Origin of the sequence: Allosphingosinicella sp., from assembly GCF_036570505.1 — a bacterium.
Taxonomy (GTDB): domain Bacteria; phylum Pseudomonadota; class Alphaproteobacteria; order Sphingomonadales; family Sphingomonadaceae; genus Allosphingosinicella.
Map to the genome: position 1 here is coordinate 1 of NZ_DATCYB010000084.1, position 16,638 is coordinate 16,638.

At 64.0% G+C, this 16,638-nt stretch carries 26 protein-coding genes and 1 pseudogene; 24 read left to right on the forward strand and 3 right to left on the reverse strand.

What is annotated here, in order from left to right; genetic code table 11:
- Positions 1 to 793 (forward strand): annotated as a pseudogene (locus VIR62_RS10665) (AcrB/AcrD/AcrF family protein); the annotation flags it as partial.
- On the opposite strand, the gene VIR62_RS10670 reads toward VIR62_RS10665, so the two are convergent.
- Genes VIR62_RS10670 through VIR62_RS10680 form a run of 3 tightly spaced genes read right to left on the reverse strand, consistent with a single transcriptional unit; the run spans position 783 to position 2,626 of the window.
- Complete coding sequence (locus VIR62_RS10670) at positions 783 to 1,406, reverse strand: MarC family protein (RefSeq protein WP_431871137.1); 624 nt, start codon at positions 1,404 to 1,406, stop codon at positions 783 to 785. The pseudogene VIR62_RS10665 and the gene VIR62_RS10670 sit on opposite strands and share 11 nt — an antisense overlap.
- 31 nt (positions 1,407 to 1,437) lie before the next feature.
- Complete coding sequence (gene folD, locus VIR62_RS10675; RefSeq protein WP_431871138.1) at positions 1,438 to 2,325, reverse strand: bifunctional methylenetetrahydrofolate dehydrogenase/methenyltetrahydrofolate cyclohydrolase FolD; 888 nt, start codon at positions 2,323 to 2,325, stop codon at positions 1,438 to 1,440.
- Between the two features lie 7 nt (positions 2,326 to 2,332).
- Positions 2,333 to 2,626 carry a YggT family protein gene (locus VIR62_RS10680; RefSeq protein WP_431871139.1) on the reverse strand — a complete coding sequence of 98 codons (294 nt, stop codon included), beginning with the start codon at positions 2,624 to 2,626 and terminating at the stop codon, positions 2,333 to 2,335.
- 145 nt (positions 2,627 to 2,771) lie between these two features.
- Here VIR62_RS10680 and VIR62_RS10685 point away from each other — a divergent pair, with 145 nt between their 5' ends.
- From VIR62_RS10685 to rplR, 23 genes are all read left to right on the forward strand, one after another.
- Positions 2,772 to 3,173, forward strand: a complete 402-nt coding sequence (locus VIR62_RS10685; RefSeq protein WP_431871141.1) for a cupin domain-containing protein — start codon at positions 2,772 to 2,774, stop codon at positions 3,171 to 3,173.
- Between the two features lie 226 nt (positions 3,174 to 3,399).
- Positions 3,400 to 3,771 carry a 30S ribosomal protein S12 gene (rpsL, locus tag VIR62_RS10690; RefSeq protein ID WP_315724580.1) on the forward strand — a complete coding sequence of 124 codons (372 nt, stop codon included), beginning with the start codon at positions 3,400 to 3,402 and terminating at the stop codon, positions 3,769 to 3,771.
- A 142-nt stretch (positions 3,772 to 3,913) separates the two neighbouring features.
- Positions 3,914 to 4,384 carry a 30S ribosomal protein S7 gene (gene rpsG / locus VIR62_RS10695; protein WP_431871143.1) on the forward strand — a complete coding sequence of 157 codons (471 nt, stop codon included), beginning with the start codon at positions 3,914 to 3,916 and terminating at the stop codon, positions 4,382 to 4,384.
- Between the two features lie 41 nt (positions 4,385 to 4,425).
- Positions 4,426 to 6,522: an elongation factor G gene (fusA, locus tag VIR62_RS10700; protein WP_431871144.1), complete on the forward strand. Its 2,097-nt coding sequence runs from the start codon at positions 4,426 to 4,428 to the stop codon at positions 6,520 to 6,522.
- A gap of 44 nt (positions 6,523 to 6,566) precedes the next feature.
- Positions 6,567 to 7,757: an elongation factor Tu gene (gene tuf, locus VIR62_RS10705; protein ID WP_431871146.1), complete on the forward strand. Its 1,191-nt coding sequence runs from the start codon at positions 6,567 to 6,569 to the stop codon at positions 7,755 to 7,757.
- A gap of 149 nt (positions 7,758 to 7,906) precedes the next feature.
- A complete protein-coding gene (gene rpsJ, locus VIR62_RS10710) occupies positions 7,907 to 8,218 on the forward strand; it encodes a 30S ribosomal protein S10 (protein WP_044450118.1) in 312 nt (103 codons plus the stop codon).
- 272 nt (positions 8,219 to 8,490) lie between these two features.
- Positions 8,491 to 9,381: a 50S ribosomal protein L3 gene (gene rplC / locus VIR62_RS10715; RefSeq protein WP_431871149.1), complete on the forward strand. Its 891-nt coding sequence runs from the start codon at positions 8,491 to 8,493 to the stop codon at positions 9,379 to 9,381.
- A gap of 3 nt (positions 9,382 to 9,384) precedes the next feature.
- On the forward strand, positions 9,385 to 10,014 hold the full coding sequence (gene rplD / locus VIR62_RS10720; protein ID WP_431871150.1) for a 50S ribosomal protein L4: 630 nt from the start codon (positions 9,385 to 9,387) through the stop codon (positions 10,012 to 10,014).
- On the forward strand, positions 10,007 to 10,324 hold the full coding sequence (locus VIR62_RS10725; RefSeq protein WP_431871151.1) for a 50S ribosomal protein L23: 318 nt from the start codon (positions 10,007 to 10,009) through the stop codon (positions 10,322 to 10,324). The genes rplD and VIR62_RS10725 overlap by 8 nt, the downstream gene beginning before the upstream one ends.
- Before the next feature lie 12 nt (positions 10,325 to 10,336).
- Positions 10,337 to 11,173: a 50S ribosomal protein L2 gene (gene rplB / locus VIR62_RS10730; protein WP_431871153.1), complete on the forward strand. Its 837-nt coding sequence runs from the start codon at positions 10,337 to 10,339 to the stop codon at positions 11,171 to 11,173.
- A gap of 3 nt (positions 11,174 to 11,176) precedes the next feature.
- Positions 11,177 to 11,452, forward strand: a complete 276-nt coding sequence (rpsS, locus tag VIR62_RS10735) for a 30S ribosomal protein S19 (protein ID WP_395612298.1) — start codon at positions 11,177 to 11,179, stop codon at positions 11,450 to 11,452.
- A 3-nt stretch (positions 11,453 to 11,455) separates the two neighbouring features.
- Positions 11,456 to 11,833 carry a 50S ribosomal protein L22 gene (rplV, locus tag VIR62_RS10740; RefSeq protein ID WP_431871155.1) on the forward strand — a complete coding sequence of 126 codons (378 nt, stop codon included), beginning with the start codon at positions 11,456 to 11,458 and terminating at the stop codon, positions 11,831 to 11,833.
- A 2-nt stretch (positions 11,834 to 11,835) separates the two neighbouring features.
- On the forward strand, positions 11,836 to 12,543 hold the full coding sequence (rpsC, locus tag VIR62_RS10745; protein ID WP_431871157.1) for a 30S ribosomal protein S3: 708 nt from the start codon (positions 11,836 to 11,838) through the stop codon (positions 12,541 to 12,543).
- A 25-nt stretch (positions 12,544 to 12,568) separates the two neighbouring features.
- On the forward strand, positions 12,569 to 13,000 hold the full coding sequence (gene rplP, locus VIR62_RS10750) for a 50S ribosomal protein L16 (RefSeq protein ID WP_431871159.1): 432 nt from the start codon (positions 12,569 to 12,571) through the stop codon (positions 12,998 to 13,000).
- A 3-nt stretch (positions 13,001 to 13,003) separates the two neighbouring features.
- Positions 13,004 to 13,210, forward strand: a complete 207-nt coding sequence (gene rpmC, locus VIR62_RS10755; protein ID WP_431871160.1) for a 50S ribosomal protein L29 — start codon at positions 13,004 to 13,006, stop codon at positions 13,208 to 13,210.
- Between the two features lie 9 nt (positions 13,211 to 13,219).
- A complete protein-coding gene (gene rpsQ, locus VIR62_RS10760; protein ID WP_431871162.1) occupies positions 13,220 to 13,489 on the forward strand; it encodes a 30S ribosomal protein S17 in 270 nt (89 codons plus the stop codon).
- Between the two features lie 57 nt (positions 13,490 to 13,546).
- On the forward strand, positions 13,547 to 13,915 hold the full coding sequence (gene rplN / locus VIR62_RS10765; protein ID WP_431871163.1) for a 50S ribosomal protein L14: 369 nt from the start codon (positions 13,547 to 13,549) through the stop codon (positions 13,913 to 13,915).
- 4 nt (positions 13,916 to 13,919) lie between these two features.
- The gene (gene rplX, locus VIR62_RS10770) at positions 13,920 to 14,240 is read left to right on the forward strand and encodes a 50S ribosomal protein L24 (protein WP_431871165.1); all 321 of its coding nucleotides are present in this window, start codon (positions 13,920 to 13,922) and stop codon (positions 14,238 to 14,240) included.
- Positions 14,233 to 14,826, forward strand: a complete 594-nt coding sequence (rplE, locus tag VIR62_RS10775; RefSeq protein WP_431871167.1) for a 50S ribosomal protein L5 — start codon at positions 14,233 to 14,235, stop codon at positions 14,824 to 14,826. The genes rplX and rplE overlap by 8 nt, the downstream gene beginning before the upstream one ends.
- Positions 14,827 to 14,922: 96 nt before the next feature.
- Entirely contained in the window at positions 14,923 to 15,228 is a 306-nt protein-coding gene (gene rpsN, locus VIR62_RS10780; RefSeq protein ID WP_431871169.1) for a 30S ribosomal protein S14, read from the forward strand.
- Positions 15,229 to 15,238: 10 nt separating this feature from the next.
- Positions 15,239 to 15,634 carry a 30S ribosomal protein S8 gene (rpsH, locus tag VIR62_RS10785; RefSeq protein ID WP_431871170.1) on the forward strand — a complete coding sequence of 132 codons (396 nt, stop codon included), beginning with the start codon at positions 15,239 to 15,241 and terminating at the stop codon, positions 15,632 to 15,634.
- Between the two features lie 2 nt (positions 15,635 to 15,636).
- Entirely contained in the window at positions 15,637 to 16,170 is a 534-nt protein-coding gene (gene rplF, locus VIR62_RS10790; protein ID WP_431871171.1) for a 50S ribosomal protein L6, read from the forward strand.
- Between the two features lie 3 nt (positions 16,171 to 16,173).
- The gene (gene rplR / locus VIR62_RS10795; RefSeq protein WP_431871172.1) at positions 16,174 to 16,542 is read left to right on the forward strand and encodes a 50S ribosomal protein L18; all 369 of its coding nucleotides are present in this window, start codon (positions 16,174 to 16,176) and stop codon (positions 16,540 to 16,542) included.
- The last annotated feature ends 96 nt before the right edge of the window (positions 16,543 to 16,638 follow it).

Here is a 16,638-nt window from a genome sequence, read left to right on the forward strand (position 1 = left end):
CCGTGAGGCGCGGCCCATCTACACCCACAGCGCGCAGACCGTGGCCAACGGCCTCGCGCTACCCTTCGCGGCTTTCCTGGGCTATGCGATCATGCTCTGGCGCCTCCGCAAGGACAGGGCGGCGCTCGTTCCCTGGGCGGCGCCGGCGCTGCTGTCCCTGATCGCGACCGCGCTCCTCTTCTGGCAGACGCGCGCGACTCCCGCCGCACAACTCCTTGCCATCCCCGGCGCGACCGCGCTGGCGTGGCTCGTCGTCGTCTGGAGCTGGTCGATCCGTAACCCGGCGCTGCGCTTCGCCGTCATGCTCGGCGCGTTCCTGCTCATCTCCGGCACCGCCATCCAGTCGGCGGTGCGGGCCTTTCCCGAACCGGTGAACAACCGGATGAAATCGGTTCGCGTCGCCAACTGGAAATGCCCCACCCTAGCCGCGCTGAAGCCCGTGGCGCTTGAGCCGAAAGGCTATGTACTGACCCATGTCGACCTGGGGCCGAGGCTCATCGCGGTTACCCATCATGACGCCGTCGCCGGTCCCTATCATCGTAACGAGGCCGACATTCTCGACGTGATGCGCGCCTTTCGCGGGTCGGCCGAGAATGCGCGGGCGACGGTCATGCGGCGCGGCATCGATTATGTGCTGATCTGTCCCGGCCTGTCGGAATCGACAATCTATCGCTCGCGGGCGCCCAAGGGCTTCTATGTCCAGCTTTCGCGCGATCAGGTGCCGGACTGGCTGGAGCGCGTCGAGCTGCCCGAGGATTCGCCCTACAGGATGTGGCGGGTGGTCAGACGCTGAAGCTGACCGATATGCCGTCGATCACGAACTGGGCGGCGAGCGCGGCGAGGATGACTCCGAGCAGGCGGGTGATCATCGCTTCCATCTTGTGGCCGAGGAGGCGCATCAGCGGCCCCGCCATCAGCAACGCGATCATGGTCAGCAGCAGGATAGCGGCGAGCGCGCCGAGCACGATGAACGATTCCTCGATGCCGTTGCTCTGTGCCATCAGCAGCATGATCGACGCGATCGAGCCCGGGCCGGCGATCATGGGAATAGCCATCGGGAAGACCGAGATGTCCTCGATCTCCGGCGTCGCATTGATCTCCTGCGCCCGGTTCTCACGCCGTTCGGTACGCTTCTCGAACACCATCTCCAGCGCGATCAGGAACAGCATGATGCCGCCGGCGATGCGGAAGGCGGCGAGGCTGACGCCGAGGGCCGAGAGCAGGTCCTCGCCGAACAGGCCGAAGAAGAGGAGGATGGCGGCGGCGATCAGGACCGACCGGATCGCCATCGCCCGCCGCTGCGGCGCCGTCGCGCCCTGGGTCAGGCTGGCGAAGATCGGCGCGCATCCGGGCGGATCGATGATGACGAAGAAGGTCACCAGCGCCGATGTGAGAAGCTCGATCAAAGGCGCTCGCTCCCGCAGGCGCAACGAGAGCTCATAACCCCTCGGGTGCCGGGAGCCCCGCCCGCGCATGGGCGGCGACCAGCGTGTTGCGAAGAAGGACGGCGATGGTCATCGGTCCCACGCCGCCGGGAACGGGCGTGATGGCGCCGGCGACCTCGGAGGCGCTCTCGAATTCGACGTCACCGACCAGCCGCGTCTTGCCCTCGCCGATCTGGATTCGGTTGATACCGACATCGATCACGGTAGCGCCGGGCTTCAGCCAATCGCCCCTGATCATCTGCGGCCGTCCGACCGCAGCGACGACGATGTCGGCGCGGCGGACGACGCCGGGCAGATCGCGGGTGCGGCTGTGGGCGACGGTGACGGTGCAATTCTCCTGGAGGAGAAGCTGTGCCATCGGCTTGCCGACGATGTTGGAGCGGCCGACCACCACGGCGTCGAGGCCGGACAAGTCGCCGAGCCGGTCCCTTAGCAGCATCAGGCAGCCGAGCGGGGTGCAGGGGACGAGCGCTTCCTCGCCGACGGCCAGGCGACCCGCGTTTATGACGTGAAAGCCGTCAACATCCTTGGCCGGATCGATGGTCGAGATCACGGCCTTCTCGTCGACGCCCTTGGGGAGCGGGAGCTGGACGAGGATGCCGTCCACGGCCTCATCGGCATTGAGCCGTTCCACGAGAGCGCTCAGCTCTTCCTGGGTCGTCGTGTCGGGCAGCTTGTGCTCGAAGCTTTCGAGACCCGCGGCCACCATCGCCTTGCCCTTGGAACGGACATAGACCTGGCTCGCCGGATCCTCGCCGACCAGCACGACGGCGAGGCCGGGTTTCCGTCCGGTCGCCTCGACGAAAGCCGGCACGGCCGCGGCGACGCGGGCGCGCAGGGCTTCGGCATAGGCTTTGCCGTCGATGATGGCGGCGGTCATCGGCGTCTCAATAGGCGACGTCGGCCGCGACACCGCTGAGCAGGATGCGAATGACATAGATCAGCAGTAGAACGACCAGCGGGGAGAAGTCGATTCCGCCGAAATCGGGGAGGATGCGGCGAATGGGTCGGTAGAGCGGCTCGGTGATCCGGTCGAGCGCGTTCAGCAGCGAGCGGACGAAGTCGTTGTAGGTGTTGATGACATTGAAGGCGACCAGCCAGGACAGGATTGCCTGGATGATGATGATCCAGGTGAGCACCGTCAGCAGCAGCTGAAGGATGTCGAAGAAGGCAAGCAGCATAGTCTCTCCCCGCGGGTACCGGCTTCGCCATGTAGGGTAGAGGGGCGGGAGGGGCAATGGCGGCCGGGCGAGTCGCCCGCAGGAACAGATTCTGCCAAGCGCGGTTGGTCATTTTCCATGGAGCCGCGAGGCAGGGAGCGGAATTGTGAAAGGCTATGTCGACAATATCGAGACGCGGACTGTCGAGAATGAGGATTTCCGCCGTGTCCTCTATACTGGGAAGCACCTGCAGCTGGTGCTGATGACGCTGAAACCCGGCGAAGAGATCGGCGAAGAGGTGCATGAGGACCGCGACCAGTTCTTCCGTATCGAGGAGGGCCATGGCGAGATCCGGATTGACGGCACCGCCAATGTGGTCGAGGGCGACTTCGCGGTCATCGTGCCCGCCGGCGCCCGCCATAATGTCGTCAATACCGGCAAGAACCCCCTTAGGCTCTATACTCTCTACGGGCCGCCGGAGCATAAGGACGGCGTCGTCCACAAGGACAAGGCGCAGGCTGAGCGCGATCACGACAGCGACCATTTCGACGGGCGGACGACGGAATAGGACGCGACCGCCAGGAGGCCGTTGACCGAGGGCGAGTCCCCCGCTATAGGCCGCCCCTGCCTCGGGGCTGGTGGTGGTTCCTAAACAGACCAGACGCTGCCTTTAACGGGCAAGAGCTTGAACATTGCTGCGCGTTCGCGAAGGGCCTGGGGGGCCGTTATGGCCGCCGGGTTTTTTGTGCATTTTGCGTGACAGTAAAGTAACTTAGATAAGGTGAAGGGCTTCAATGCCGACGATCAATCAGCTGATCCGCAAGGGTCGCGAGCCGCAGAAAGAGCGCTCGAAAGTTCCCGCGATGGAAGCGAATCCGCAAAAGCGGGGCGTTTGCACGCGTGTCTATACGACGACCCCGAAAAAGCCGAACTCGGCGCTGCGCAAGGTGGCCAAGGTCCGCCTGACCAACCAGCGCGAGGTGATCAGCTACATTCCCGGCGAGGGCCACAACCTCCAGGAACATAGCGTCGTCCTCATCCGCGGCGGCCGTGTGCGCGACCTTCCCGGTGTGCGTTACCATGTGCTGCGCGGCGTGCTCGACACTCAAGGCGTCAAGGATCGCCGTCAGTCTCGCTCGAAATACGGCGCCAAGCGTCCGAAGTGACCGAGTGGGCGTAAGCCCACGTAGAGTCACCCCGGCAAAGTCCGGGGTCCGGATGGATCCCGGATCAAATCCGGGATGACGAAACAAGGAAGTAAGCCCCGGACAGGTTCCGGAACCGGCTGAAGAGAGAAGGAAAGTTCGAATGTCACGTCGCCGTCGCCCAGAGAAGCGCGAAATCCTGCCCGATCCCAAATTCGGCGATCTGGTTCTTTCCAAGTTCATGAACAGCGTCATGCTCGACGGCAAGAAGTCCGTCGCGGAAGGCATCGTCTATGGCGCGCTCGACGCGGCCGAGGCGAAGGCCAAGAAGGACCCCATGCAGATCTTTCACGACGCCTTGAACAACATCAAGCCGGGCATCGAGGTCCGCAGCCGGCGCGTCGGCGGTGCGACCTATCAGGTTCCCGTCGAGGTTCGGCCGGAGCGGGCGCAGGCGCTCGCCATCCGCTGGCTGATCACGGCCGCGCGTTCGCGCAGCGAGAACACGATGTCGGCGCGCCTGTCGGGCGAGCTGATGGACGCCGCCAACAATCGCGGCAACGCGGTCAAGAAGCGCGAAGACACGCATCGCATGGCCGAGGCCAACCGCGCCTTCTCGCACTACCGCTGGTAACTGAAATCAACGCCGGGCCGACCCGGCCCTGGAGACAAGACATGGCCCGCAGCCATCCGCTCGAACGCTACCGCAACATCGGCATCATGGCCCACATCGATGCCGGCAAGACGACGACGACCGAGCGCATCCTTTATTATACCGGCAAGTCCTACAAGATCGGCGAGGTCCATGAGGGCACCGCCACCATGGACTGGATGGAGCAGGAGCAGGAGCGCGGGATCACGATCACGTCGGCCGCGACGACCTGCTTCTGGAAGGCCGAGGAGGGCGAAGGCCCCGAGCACCGGATCAACATCATCGACACGCCCGGCCACGTCGACTTCACCATCGAGGTCGAGCGGTCGCTGCGCGTGCTCGACGGCGCGGTCGCCTGCTTCGACGGCGTCGCCGGCGTCGAGCCGCAGTCCGAGACCGTGTGGCGCCAGGCCGAGAAGTACAAGGTTCCCCGCATGTGCTTCGTCAACAAGCTCGACCGCACCGGCGCGAATTTCGAGATGTGCGTCGGCATGATCAAGGACCGCCTCGGCGCTCGTCCGGCCGTGCTCTATCTGCCGATCGGCATCGAGAGCGGCTTCAAGGGCCTGGTCGACCTGGTCAACAATCGCGCGATCATCTGGCTCGAGGAGTCGCTGGGCGCGAAGTTCGAATATCAGGACATTCCGGCAGACCTCGCCGACGAAGCCGCGGCGGCCCGTTCGGAGCTGATCGAGATGGCCGTCGAGCAGGACGACGACGTCATGGAGGCGTATCTGGAGGGCACCGAGCCCGACGCCGCCACCCTGAAGAAGCTCATCCGCAAGGGGACGCTGAACTTCTCATTCGTGCCGGTGCTGTGCGGTTCGGCGTTCAAGAACAAAGGCGTTCAGCCGCTGCTCGACGCCGTCGTCGACTATCTGCCGAGCCCGCTCGACGTGCCCCCGATCAAGGGCGTCAAGCTCGACGGCGAGACCGAGGATACGCGTCCGGCCGACGACAATGCGCCCTTCTCGGCGCTGGCGTTCAAGATCATGAACGACCCGTTCGTCGGCACGCTGACCTTCGCCCGCATCTATTCGGGCAAGCTCGAAACCGCTTCGTCCGTGACCAACTCGGTCAAGGACAAGAAGGAGAAGGTCGGCCGCATGCTGCTGATGCATGCCAACGACCGCGAGGACATCCAGGTGGCCTATGCCGGCGACATCGTCGCCCTGGCGGGCCTCAAGGACACCACGACCGGCGACACGCTGTGCGCGGCCAACGCTCCGATCATCCTCGAGCGGATGGAATTCCCCGATCCCGTCATCGAGGTCGCCGTCGAGCCCAAGACCAAGGCCGACCAGGAGAAGATGGGCGTCGCGCTCAATCGCCTCGCCCGCGAGGACCCGTCGTTCCGGGTAACGTCCGATGCCGAGAGCGGCCAGACGATCATCAAGGGGATGGGCGAGCTCCATCTCGAGATCCTGGTCGATCGCATGAAGCGCGAATTCAAGGTCGAGGCCAATGTCGGCGCGCCGCAGGTCGCCTATCGCGAGTCGCTCGCGAAGAAGGTGGACATCGACTACACCCACAAGAAGCAGTCGGGCGGCTCGGGCCAGTTCGGCAGGATCAAGTTCACGGTCGAGCCGGGCGAACGCGGCCAGGGCGTGATCTTCAAGGACGAAGTCAAGGGCGGCAACGTCCCGAAGGAATATATTCCTTCGGTCGAGAAGGGCATTCGCGAGATCGCCCAGACCGGATCGCTGATCGGCTTCCCGATCATCGATTTCACCGCGACGCTCTATGACGGCGCCTATCATGACGTCGATTCGTCGGCGCTGGCGTTCGAGATCACCGGTCGCGGCGGCATGCGCGAGGCGGCCCAGAAGGCCGGCATCAAGCTGCTCGAGCCGATCATGAAGGTTGAGATCACCACGCCCGAGGACTATCTGGGCGACGTTATCGGCGATCTGAACAGCCGTCGCGGTCAGATTCAGGGCACCGACAGCCGCGGAAACGCACAGATCGTCGAGGCGATGGTGCCGCTTGCGAATATGTTCGGTTACGTTAATGAGCTGCGATCCTTCACGCAGGGCCGCGCTCAATATTCGATGCAGTTCTCGCATTATGAAGAGGTCCCGGCCAACGTCGCCGAGGAAGTGAAAGCCAAGCTCGCCTGACAGGCGGCGGTTCAATAGGTCAAGAAAGACGAGGGTAAGGCAAAATGGCGAAAGCTAAGTTTGAGCGGACGAAACCGCATTGCAACATCGGCACCATCGGTCACGTCGACCATGGCAAGACGTCACTGACGGCGGCGATCACCAAGGTCCTCGCCGAGACCGGCGGCGCGACCTATGTCGATTATGCCAATATCGACAAGGCGCCGGAGGAGCGCGAGCGCGGCATCACCATCTCGACCGCCCACGTCGAATACGAGACCGAGAAGCGCCATTATGCCCACGTCGATTGTCCGGGTCACGCCGACTATGTGAAGAACATGATCACCGGCGCCGCCCAGATGGACGGCGCGATCCTGGTCGTGTCGGCCGCCGACGGCCCGATGCCGCAGACCCGCGAGCACATCCTGCTCGCCAAGCAGGTCGGCGTTCCCGCCATGGTCGTGTTCATGAACAAGGTCGACCAGGTCGACGACGAGGAGCTCCTCGAGCTCGTCGAGCTCGAGATTCGCGAGCTGCTGACCTCGTACGATTTCCCGGGCGACGACATCCCCGTGATCAAGGGCTCGGCCCTCGCCGCGCTTGAAGACAGCGACAAGAAGATCGGCCACGACGCCGTTCTCGAGCTGATGAAGGCGGTGGACGACTATATCCCGCAGCCCGAGCGCCCGCTCGACAAGCCGTTCTTGATGCCGATCGAGGACGTGTTCTCGATCTCCGGTCGCGGCACCGTCGTCACGGGCCGCGTCGAAACCGGCATCGTCAAGGTGGGCGAGGAAGTCGAGATCGTCGGCATCCAGGACACCAAGAAGACGACCGTCACCGGCGTCGAGATGTTCCGCAAGCTGCTCGACCAGGGCCAGGCCGGCGACAATATCGGTGCCCTCATCCGCGGCGTCGGCCGTGACGAGGTCGAGCGCGGCCAGGTCCTGGCCAAGCCCGGCTCGATCACGCCGCACACCGACTTCCAGGCCGAGGTCTATGTCCTTTCGAAGGACGAGGGCGGTCGTCACACGCCGTTCTTCGCCAACTACCGTCCGCAGTTCTACTTCCGCACGACCGACGTGACGGGCGAAGTGGTCCTGCCGGAAGGCACCGAGATGGTCATGCCCGGCGACAATGTGAACCTGGGTGTGAAGCTGATTGCTCCGATCGCCATGGACCAGGGCCTGCGCTTCGCCATTCGCGAAGGCGGCCGGACCGTCGGCGCGGGGGTTGTCGCCAGCATCTCGAAGTAATATAGGGCGTCAGCCGCGCGGGTCTTCTAAGATTCGCGCGGCTCGCTTTTTAGTTTGAGTATCGGCCGAACCGGGGCCCTGAAGGCTCCGGTGAGGCTTTGTTTTTATTGCCCCATCAAGGGGTTGGCTCTTTCGCATCGGTAGTGGACATGGAAACGCAGAATATCCGCATTCGCCTGAAGGCGTTCGATCATCGTGTGCTCGATCAGGCCACGGGCGACATCGCCGACACCGCTCGGCGTACGGGTGCTCTTATTCGCGGCCCCATTCCGCTGCCGACGCGCATCGAGAAGTTCACCGTCAACCGTTCGCCGCACATCGACAAGAAGTCGCGCGAGCAGTTCGAGGTGAGGACATACAAGCGGCTGCTGGACATCGTGCAGCCCACCCCGCAGACGGTCGATGCTTTGATGAAGCTCGATCTCGCCGCGGGTGTTGATGTCGAAATCAAATTGGCTTGAGCCAGTTTGCCTTTAGCCCGGGGAAAGCCGGGGTCGGGGAGAAGGGTTGAGCCTTTTCTTCCCTAAGATACCAGCTTTCGCTGGCATGACGAAAGCTCTCCCGCTAGGGGAGCACGAGATTAGGGATACCGCACGGACACATGTCCGTGGTCTGCGTCCCCCGCATTCCGGCCTTGGCCGGAAATAGCCCAAGCGGGGCACGTATCTTTTCATGGGCTGGCACGCCCGCGGCAGCATCGGCTCTCGCGGGCCTCTGTTTAAGGAGTTTGGTCATGCGCACTGGCGTGATCGCGAAGAAAATGGGGATGACCCGCCTGTTCCAGGAGGACGGCCGCCACGTGCCGGTCACCGTCCTGGCACTCGACAATGTTCAGGTCGTCGCGCGCCGTGAGGCCGGTCGCGACGGCTATGTCGCCGTCCAGATCGGCGCCGGCACGGCCAAGGCCAAGAACCTCAGCAAGCCGCAGCGCGGTCATTTCGGCAAGGCCGAGGTGGAGCCGAAGGCGCGCGTAGCCGAATTCCGGGTCGCCGAGGACGCGCTCCTCGACGTCGGAGCCGAAATCACCGCCGACCATTATGTCGCCGGCCAGATGGTCGACATCCAGGGCATAACGCAGGGCAAGGGTTTCGCCGGCGGCATGAAGCGCTGGGGCTTCGGCGGCATGCGCGCCACCCACGGCGTTTCGGTCTCGCACCGCGCGCTCGGTTCGACCGGTCAGCGCCAGGATCCCGGCCGCGTCTTCAAGAACAAAAAGATGGCCGGCCATATGGGTGCGCGCAACCGCACCCAGCAGAATCTCGAAGTCGTCCGCACCGACGCCGATCGCGGCCTTATCTTCGTGAAGGGCTCCGTGCCCGGTCACAAGGGTGGCTGGCTGTTGGTCAAGGACGCGGTCAAGATCGCTCGTCCGGACGGCGTGCCCTATCCAGCGGGCCTCAAGGCGCTCGCCAAGGAAATGGAGCATGAGGAAGCCCCGGCCGGCATGGTCGAGGAAGCCGCCACCCACGAAATCCCGGCCCTCCCGGGTGCCGAGGAAGTAGCGGCCGGCGCGGCTGAGGCTGACGCCCATGCGGCCGAGGCAGCCGCCGCCGAGGCGACCGCTGCTGAAGACAAGAAGGACGAGGGCGAACAGCCGGCGGCCGACGAAAGCAAGGAAAGCTAAGTCATGAAGGTCAAGGTTCAGAACCTCGACGGCGGCAAGGCCGGCAGCGACATCGAGCTCAAGGACGAGATTTTCGCCGTTGAGCCGCGCGCCGACATCCTGCACCGCGTCGTCACCTGGCAGCTCGAGAAGCGCCGCGGCACCGCCCGCGCCGCCCGTGAGCGTTCGGATGTCGCCCGCACCGGCAAGAAGTTCGGCCGCCAGAAGGGCGGCGGCACGGCGCGTCACGGCGATCGCCGGGCCCCGATCTTCGTCGGTGGCGGCAAGGCCCATGGCCCCCGCGTTCGCGACTTCAACCCGTCGCTGAACAAGAAGGTCCGCGCGCTCGGTCTCAAGATGGCGCTCAGCAGCAAGGCCCGCGACGGCAAGCTGATCGTGATGGACAATCTCGACGTCAAGGAAGCGAAGACCAAGGCGCTCGCCGAACAGCTCGGCAAGCTGGGCTTCGGCAAGAATGCCCTCGTCATCGACGGGGACGCGCTGAACGTCGGCTTCGCCCACGCTTCGTCCAACCTCAGGGAGATCAACCTCCTCCCGGCGGTCGGCGCGAACGTCTACGACATTTTGAAGCATGAGACTTTGGTGCTGACGCGCGCCGCGGTCGAGAAGCTGGAGGCACGTTTCAATGGCTAAGAAGCCTGCCAAGACGGCGGTCGACATCAACCATTATGATGTCGTTCTCGCCCCGCACATCACCGAGAAGTCGACCTTGCTCTCCGAGCATAATGCGGTTGTCTTCAAGGTCGCTGGCGACGCCACCAAGCCGCAGATCAAGGCGGCTGTGGAAGCCTTGTTCAGCGTCAAGGTGACGGGCGTCAACACGCTTACCCAGAAGGGCAAGGCCAAGCGTTGGAAGGGTCGTCCCTACACGCGGTCCGACATGAAGAAGGCGATCGTGACGCTGGCCGAGGGCCAGTCCATCGACGTCACCACCGGTATCTGAGGCTAGGGAAACATGGCACTCAAGACACATAATCCGACCAGCCCGTCGCGGCGCGGCCTGATCCTCGTCGACAAGTCGGCGCTGTGGAAAGGGAAGCCCGTCAAGGCGCTGACCGAAGGCAAGCGCAAGACCGGTGGCCGCAACAACAAGGGCCATGTGACGTCGCGCGGCATCGCCGGCGGTCACAAGCAGCGTTATCGCTTTATCGACTTCAAGCGTCGCAAGTGGGACATGCCGGCCACCGTCGAGCGGCTGGAATACGACCCCAACCGCACCGCCTTCATCGCCCTGGTGAAGTATGAGGACGGCGAGGTCTCCTACATTCTCGCGCCGCAGCGTCTGGCGCCGGGCGATAGCATCGTCGCCGGCAAGAAGGTCGACGTGAAGCCGGGCAACGCAATGGAACTGGGCCAGATGCCGGTCGGCACCATCGTCCACAATGTGGAGATGAAGCCGGGCAAGGGCGGCCAGATCGCCCGCTCGGCCGGCACCTATGTGCAGGTCGTCGGCCGTGACCGCGGCATGGTCATCGTCAGGTTGAATTCAGGCGAGCAGCGTTATCTGCGCGCGGATTGCATGGGCACGGTGGGCGCGGTTTCGAACCCCGACAACCAGAACCAGAATTTCGCCAAGGCGGGCCGCACGCGCTGGAAGGGCCGTCGTCCGCTGACCCGGGGCGTCGCCAAGAACCCGGTCGATCACCCGCACGGCGGCGGTGAAGGCCGGACTTCGGGCGGTCGCCATCCGGTGACCCCGTGGGGCAAGCCGACCAAGGGTGCTCGCACCCGCAAGAACAAGGCGACGGACAAGATGATCATCCGTTCGCGTCACGCGAAGAAGAAGAGGTAAGCAATGGCCCGCTCCGTCTGGAAAGGACCGTTCGTCGAGCTGTCGCTGCTGAAGAAGGCAGAGACCGCGCAGGAGGCCGGTGGCCGCGCCCCGATCAAGACCTGGTCGCGCCGCTCCACCATTCTCCCGCAGTTCGTCGGGCTGACGTTCAACGTCTACAATGGCCGGAAATTCGTTCCCGTCTCGGTGAACGAGGACATGGTCGGCATGAAGCTGGGCGAGTTCGCTCCGACCCGCTTCTTCCCGGGCCACGCGTCCGACAAGAAGGGCAAGAGGTAAGCCATGGGTAAAGAGGCAGCCCCCCGCAAGGTCGGCGACAACGAGGCGCTCGCGGTCGGCACGACCATCCGTGGCTCGGCGCAGAAGCTCAATCTCGTCGCGGCCCTGATCCGCGGCCGGAAGGCGGAAGACGCATTGAACATCCTAACCTTCTCCAAGAAGGCGATGGCCGTGGACGTCCGCAAGGTTCTCGCCTCGGCGATCGCCAATGCGGAGAATAATCACAATCTCGACGTCGACGCTCTGGTCGTCGCCGAGGCGAGCGTCGGCAAGAGCATCTCGATGAAGCGCTGGACGGCGCGTGCGCGCGGCCGTTCGAGCCGCATCGTCAAGCCGTTCAGCCGCGTGCGCATCGTCGTTCGCGAGCAGCAGGAAGCGTAAACATGGGTCAGAAATCCAATCCGATCGGCCTCAGGCTGCAGATCAACCGGACCTGGGACAGCCGCTGGTACGCCGAAGGCGCCGATTACAGCCGGCTGCTGCTTGAAGACATCAAGATCCGCAAGTTCATCATGAAGACGATCCCGCAGGCCGCGATCTCCAAGGTGGTCATCGACCGCCCGGCCAAGCTTTGCCGCGTCTCCATCTATGCCGCGCGCCCCGGCGTGATCATCGGCAAGAAGGGCGCGGACATCGAGAAGCTTCGCAAGAAGCTCGGCGAAATGACGTCCAGCGACGTGTCGCTGAACATCGTCGAGATCCGCAAGCCCGAGATCGACGCCAAGCTCGTCGCCCAGGGCGTCGCCGACCAGCTCGAGCGCCGCATCGCCTTTCGCCGCGCCATGAAGCGCGCGGTGCAGTCGGCGCTTCGTCTGGGCGCCGAGGGTATCCGGATCACCTGCGGCGGCCGCCTCGGCGGCGCCGAGATCGCGCGCACGGAATGGTATCGCGAAGGCCGCGTTCCGCTCCACACGCTGCGCGGCAATGTCGATTATGCCGAGGCGACCGCCCACACCGCCTATGGCGTGTGCGGCGTCAAGGTCTGGATCTTCAAGGGCGAGATTCTGGGCCACGACCCGATGGCTCAGGATCGGCTGATGATGGAAGCCCAGACCTCCGGCGTGCGTCCCGCGCGCGACGATCGTCGTTAACCGGCGCCGCTAAGGAACAAGAACAATGTTGCAACCAAAACGCACCAAGTTCCGCAAGGCCTTCAAGGGTCGGATTTCGGGCAACGCCAAGGGCGGCACCGATCTGAACTTCGGCGCCTATGGCCTGAAGGCCATGGAGCCGGAGCGGATCACCGCACGGCAGATCGAAGCGGCGCGCCGCGCGATCACGCGCCACATACGCCGCCAGGGCCGGTTGTGGATCCGCATTTTCCCGGACGTGCCGGTTTCCAAGAAGCCGGCCGAAGTCCGCCAGGGCAAGGGCAAGGGCAGCCCCGAATATTGGGCCGCCCGCGTGAAGCCCGGCCGCATCCTGTTCGAGCTGGACGGCGTTCCCGGCCCGCTCGCCAAGGTCGCCTTCGAGCGCGCGGCCGAGAAACTGCCGATCAAGACCAAGGTGGTCGCCCGCCTCGGTGAATCGGTGCTTGAGGAAGCATAAGAGATGGCCAAGATCGACGATCTCAAGACCAAGACCGACGACCAGCTTTCCGACCAGCTGGGCGAGCTGAAGCGCGAGCAGTTCAACCTGCGCTTCCAGAGCGCCACGAACCAGCTCGAAAAGCCGTCGCGGGTCCGCGAAGTGCGCCGCAGCATCGCGCAGATCAAGACCTTGCAGGGCGAGCGCAACCGCGCCGCTCAGAAGGGTTAAGGAGTTACCATGCCGAAGCGCATTCTGACCGGGACCATCGTGTCCGACAAGACCGACAAGACCGTGGTGGTGAAGGTCGAGCGGCGGGTGAAGCACCCGCTCTACGGCAAGATCATCAGGCGGTCGAAGAAGTATCATGCCCATGACGAGGGCAATGAGTTCAAGGCCGGCGAGACCGTCCGCATCGAAGAGACGCGGCCGATCTCGAAGCTGAAGACCTGGAAGGTGATCGATCGCGTGGATACCCACGCAACGCCTGAAAAGGCCGACGTCGCGTAATTAGTTGAAGCTGATCGCCGGGCGGATCCCGGTTGAAGTGAGAAAAGGAATGGATCGATGATCCAGATGCAGTCTAACCTTGAGGTCGCCGACAATTCCGGCGCCAAGCGCGTTCAGTGCATCAAGGTGCTTGGCGGTTCGAAGCGGCGTTTCGCCGGCGTCGGCGATATCATCGTCGTCTCCGTCAAGGAAGCGGCGCCGCGCGGCCGCGTGAAGAAGGGCGACGTCCACAAGGCCGTCATCGTCCGTACCGCGAAGGACATCCACCGCGCCGACGGGTCGACTATCCGCTTCGATTCCAACGCGGCCGTCCTCGTCAACGCCAATGCCGAGCCGATCGGAACCCGTATCTTCGGCCCGGTCGTCCGCGAACTGCGCGCGAAGAAGCATATGAAGATCATCTCGCTCGCGCCGGAGGTTTTGTAAGATCATGGCTGCCGCGAAGATCAAGAAAGGCGACAAGGTCGTCGTCCTGTCCGGCAAGGACAAGGGCAAGCATGGCGAGGTCACCAAGGCGTTCCCGAAGGATGGCAAGGTGATCGTGTCGGGCGTGAACATTATCACCCGCCACAGGAAGCCGACGCAGGTCAACCCGCAGGGCGGGCTCGAGCGCGCCGAGGCGCCGCTGCACATATCGAAAGTCGCGCTTCAGGACCCCAAGACCGGCAAGGCCACGCGCGTCCGGTTCGAGGTCAAGGGCGACAAGAAGGTCCGCGTTGCCGTGCGGTCCGGGGAGACGATCAATGGCTGAAGCCCAGAAGCAGGCGGCCTACATGCCGCGTCTGCGCAAGGATTATGACGAGCGCATCGCCAAGGCGATGACGGAGAAGTTCGGCTACAAGAACCGCATGGAGGTTCCTCGGCTCGAAAAGATTGTCATCAACATGGGCGTCGGCGAGGCGACCCAGGACAAGAAGAAGGTCGATACGGCGGCTCAGGAAATGGAGCTGATCGCGGGCCAGAAGCCGGTCATCACCAAGGCCAAGAAGTCTATCGCCCAGTTCAAGCTGCGCGAGGGCATGCCAATCGGCGTCAAGGTCACGCTCCGCCGCGAACGGATGTACGAGTTTCTGGACCGCCTGGTGACGGTCGCGCTGCCGCGCGTCCGCGACTTCCGCGGCCTCAACCCCAAGTCGTTCGACGGCCGGGGCAATTACGCGATGGGTCTCAAGGAGCAGATCGTGTTCCCCGAGATCAACTATGACCGCATCGACAAGGTGCGCGGCATGGACGTCATCGTCACCACCACCGCGAAGACGGACGAGGAAGCGCGCGAGCTGCTGCGCCTCTTCAACTTCCCCTTCCCGAAGGTGGAAGAAGAAAAGCAGGCTGCATAACCATAACGTGTCCCGGCGAAGGCCGGGTCCAGCCCCAGCGCAGCTGGGTCCCGGCTTTCGCCGGGAAATTAGACAAGGAAGGCGAGAACTTAAGTCATGGCGAAACTGAGTTCGATCAACAAGAATGAGCGTCGCAAGAAGCTGGTCAAGAAATATGCCGGCCAATATGCGAAGCTGAAGGCGATCGCGGACGATGAGTCCAAGGACGACACGGAGCGTCTGATCGCGCGTCTGAAGATGGCTGAGATCCCGCGCAATGCGAACCCGACCCGGGTCCGCAACCGCTGCCAGGTGACTGGCCGCCCGCGCGCTGTTTATCGCAAATTCGGACTGTCGCGGATCATGCTGCGGGAACTGGGCAACAAGGGCCTGATCCCCGGCCTCACGAAGTCCAGCTGGTAAGGTATAGACTATGCCATTGACCGATCCCCTGGGTGATATGCTCACCCGCATCCGCAACGGCCAGCAGGCGCGCAAGGACAGCGTGGTAAGCCCCGCGTCCAAGCTGCGCGTCCGCGTGCTGGAAGTGCTCCAGCGCGAAGGCTATATCCGCGGTTACAGCGAAGAAGCGATGGGCCCCGCCAAGGGCCTTCGCATCGAGCTCAAATATTTCGAGGGCCAGCCCGCGATCCAGCATCTGTCCCGGATTTCGAAGCCCGGCCGCCGCGTCTATTCGGGAAGCCAGGAGCTGCCCCGCGTGCGCAACGGCCTCGGCATCACCATCGTCTCGACGCCCAAGGGTGTTCTGTCCGACGCGGAAGCGCGCGACCAGAATGTCGGTGGCGAGGTGCTGGCGGAGGTATTCTGATCATGAGCCGCATTGGAAAAGTACCTGTCGCGCTGCCGAGCGGCGTTTCGGCCACGGCCGAGGGTGACGTGCTGACGGTCAAGGGGCCGAAGGGCACGCTGACCATGGCGATGCTCGAGGACATCAGCTACGGCATCGAGGACGGCCGGATCGTCGTGAAACCGGCAAACGAGACCAAGCGGGCGCGTTCCTTCTGGGGCATGCATCGCACTTTGGTGCAGAACCTGGTGACGGGCGTGACCGAGGGCTTCTCGAAGACCCTCGAGATCACCGGCGTCGGCTATCGCGCCGCGGCCCAGGGCAAGAACCTGCGTCTGCAGCTCGGCTACAGCCACGACGTGAACATCGCCGTGCCGGAAGGCCTGGAGGTGAAGACCCCGGATCAGACCACGGTCGAGATTTCGGGCATCGATCGCCAGAAGGTCGGCCAGCTGGCCGCCGAGATCCGGCGTTGGCGCAAGCCGGAGCCCTACAAGGGCAAGGGCATCAAATATCGCGGCGAGTACATTTTCCGCAAGGAAGGCAAGAAGAAGTAAGCCATGGCGAAACTCTCTCTCTTCGATCGGCGCCGTCAGCGCGTCCGCACGTCGCTCCGCAAGCGTGGCGGCGACAAGCCCCGTTTGTCGGTCCATCGCTCGGGCCGGCACATTTATGCCCAGGTCATCAACGACGTCGAGGGGCGCACCGTCGCCGCCGCGTCGACCCTGGACAAGGACGGCAAGGGCCAAAAGGGCACCAAGACTTCCGGCGCGACCGCCGAGTCCGCGCAGGATGTGGGCCGCCGGATCGCCGAGCGCGCGAAGGCCGCCGGCGTCACCAAGGTAATTTTCGACCGTGGCGGTTTCCTGTTCCACGGCCGCGTGAAGGCTCTCGCCGATGCCGCGCGCGAAGGCGGATTGGAGTTTTAAATGGCTGACGAAAAGAACCAGGGCCCCGAAGCAACCGCTCCGGCCACGGACGCCGGCCAGCCGGCCGAAGCGGCTCCGGCGGTCGAGGCGGTCGAG